Origin of the sequence: Kitasatospora putterlickiae (assembly GCF_039527695.1) — a bacterium.
Taxonomy (GTDB): Bacteria; Actinomycetota; Actinomycetes; order Streptomycetales; family Streptomycetaceae; genus Kitasatospora; species Kitasatospora putterlickiae.
In genome coordinates this window covers 33,018-35,642 of the sequence record NZ_BAAAKJ010000029.1, presented here as the reverse complement: position 1 = coordinate 35,642, position 2,625 = coordinate 33,018, and the positions used below count along the sequence as shown (strand labels likewise).

The following is a 2,625-nucleotide window of genomic DNA, read 5'->3' as shown; positions in this document are numbered from 1 at the left end:
TGTGCGCGGAGCGGGCCGCGCTACTTGCGGGCCGAGGTGACCCGGTAGACGTCGTAGACGCCCTCGACGCCGCGGACCGCCTTGAGGACGTGGCCCAGGTGCTTGGGGTCGCCCATCTCGAAGGTGAAGCGGCTCATCGCCACCCGGTCGCGGGAGGTCTGCACCGCCGCCGACAGGATGTTGACGTGCTGGTCGGACAGCACCCGGGTGACGTCCGAGAGCAGCCGGGAGCGGTCCAGCGCCTCGACCTGGATGGCCACCAGGAAGACCGAGGACTGGGTGGCCGCCCACTCGACCTCGATCATCCGCTCGGGCTGCTGGGTCAGCGCCTCGACGTTGACGCAGTCGGCGCGGTGCACCGAGACGCCGTTGCCGCGGGTGACGAAGCCGACGATGGCGTCGCCCGGCACCGGGGTGCAGCAGCGCGACAGCTTCACCCAGACGTCCTCGACGCCCTTGACGATCACCCCCGGATCGCCCTTGGCCCGGCGGCGCACCGCGCGCCGGTTGTCGTGGGTCGGGGTGGCCGTCTCGGCGAGGTCCTCGGTGGCGCCCTCCTCGCCGCCCAGCGCCTGCACCAGCTTCTGGACGATGTTCTGCGCGGTGACGTGGCCCTCGCCGATCGCCGCGTACAGCGAGGAGATGTCCGGGTAGCGCATCTCGTGGGCGAGGGTGACCAGCGAGTCGCCGGTGAGGATCCGCTGGATCGGCAGGCCCTGCTTGCGCATCGCGCGGGCGATGGCCTCCTTGCCCTGCTCGATCGCCTCCTCGCGGCGCTCCTTGGAGAACCAGGCGCGGATCTTGTTGCGGGCGCGCGGGGACTTGACGAAGCCCAGCCAGTCGCGGGACGGTCCGGCGTTCTCCGCCTTGGAGGTGAAGACCTCGACGGCGTCGCCGTTCTCCAGGGTCGACTCCAGCGGCACCAGCCGCCCGTTCACCCGGGCCCCGATGGTGCGGTAGCCGACCTCGGTGTGCACCGCGAACGCGAAGTCCACCGGGGTGGCCCCGGCCGGGAGGGCTATGACGTCGCCCTTGGGGGTGAAGACGAAGACCTCGTTGCTGGCCAGGTCGAAGCGGAGCGACTCCAGGAACTCGCTGGGGTCGGCGGTCTCCTTCTGCCAGTCCAGCAGCTGCCGCAGCCAGGCCATCTCGTTGACGGCGCCGGCCTTGTCGTCCTTGCGGGTCTGGGTCGGGGTGTCGGTGCGCACCTTGGAGGCCCCGGCCACCGCGCGCTGCTTGTACTTCCAGTGCGCGGCGATGCCGTACTCGGCGCGCCGGTGCATGTCGAAGGTGCGGATCTGCAGCTCGACGGGCTTGCCCCCGGGACCGATCACCGTGGTGTGCAGCGACTGGTACATGTTGAACTTGGGCATCGCGATGTAGTCCTTGAACCGCCCCGGCACCGGGTTCCACCGCGCGTGGATGGTGCCCAGCGCCGCGTAGCAGTCGCGGACGGTGTCGACCAGGACCCGGATGCCCACCAGGTCGTAGATCTCGGCGAAGTCCCGGCCCCGGACGATCATCTTCTGGTAGACCGAGTAGTAGTGCTTCGGCCGGCCGGTGACGGAGGCGGTGATCCGGGCGCCGCGCAGGTCGCCCTGGACCTGGTCGATGACGGTCGCCAGGTACTCGTCCCGCTTGGGGGCGCGCTCGGCGACCAGCCGGACGATCTCGTCGTACATCTTGGGGTAGAGGATCGCGAAGGCGAGGTCCTCCAGCTCCCACTTGATGGTGTTCATGCCCAGCCGGTGCGCCAGCGGAGCGTAGATCTCCAGCGTCTCGCGGGCCTTCTTCTCCTGCTTCTCCCGCTTGAGGTAGCGCATGGTGCGCATGTTGTGCAGGCGGTCGGCCAGCTTGATCACCAGGACCCGGGGGTCCTTGGCCATCGCGACGACCATCTTGCGGACCGTCTCGGCCTGCGCGGCCTCGCCGAACTTGACCCGGTCCAGCTTGGTGACGCCGTCCACCAGCAGGGCCACCGAGTCGCCGAAGTCCTTGCGCAGGGTCTCCAGGCCGTAGTCGGTGTCCTCGACGGTGTCGTGCAGCAGCCCGGCCATCAGCGTCGGGGCGTCCATGCCCAGCTCGGCCAGGATGGTCGCGACCGCCAGCGGGTGGGTGATGTACGGGTCGCCGCTCTTGCGCTTCTGCCCGCGGTGCCACTTCTCGGCGACCGCGTACGCCTTCTCGATGTCGCGCAGCAGCGCCGGGTCGGCCTTGGGGTCGTTGGCCCGGATGGAGCGGAAGAGCGGCTCCAGGACGGGGTTGAGCACGCTGGAGCGCTGGCCGCCGAGGCGGGCCAGGCGGGCCCGCATGCCACCGCCGCCGGTGGGGCCCCGGCCGGCCGGGGCGGACGGGCGGGACGGGGTCGGCGCCGGACGTGCCGGGGTGGCCCCCGAGGGCGTGGGCCGGTTCTCGGGGGCGGCCGCAGCCGCCGTGGGCACAACCTCGTCGGGCAAGGACACTCCTCAGGGCACTCGGCCTGCCCCCCGCGGGCGCCGTGCGGCTCGGGCCGCGGCTCGCGCAACCGGGAGGGGATGAATCTTCATGGTACCGAGCCTGGCGCCTGGACGTTCGGTCGGCCGGGCCCGCACACGCGGCGGACACACGCCCGACACAACAGCGGGC

General features: G+C 71.2%; 1 protein-coding gene. It reads right to left on the bottom strand.

Going from position 1 to position 2,625, the window contains the following annotated elements:
- Window positions 1-20 precede the first annotated feature (20 nt).
- On the bottom strand, window positions 21-2,462 hold the full coding sequence (locus tag ABD308_RS03890) for a RelA/SpoT family protein (protein ID WP_425554685.1): 2,442 nt from the start codon (window positions 2,460-2,462) through the stop codon (window positions 21-23).
- Window positions 2,463-2,625: the final 163 nt, after the last annotated feature.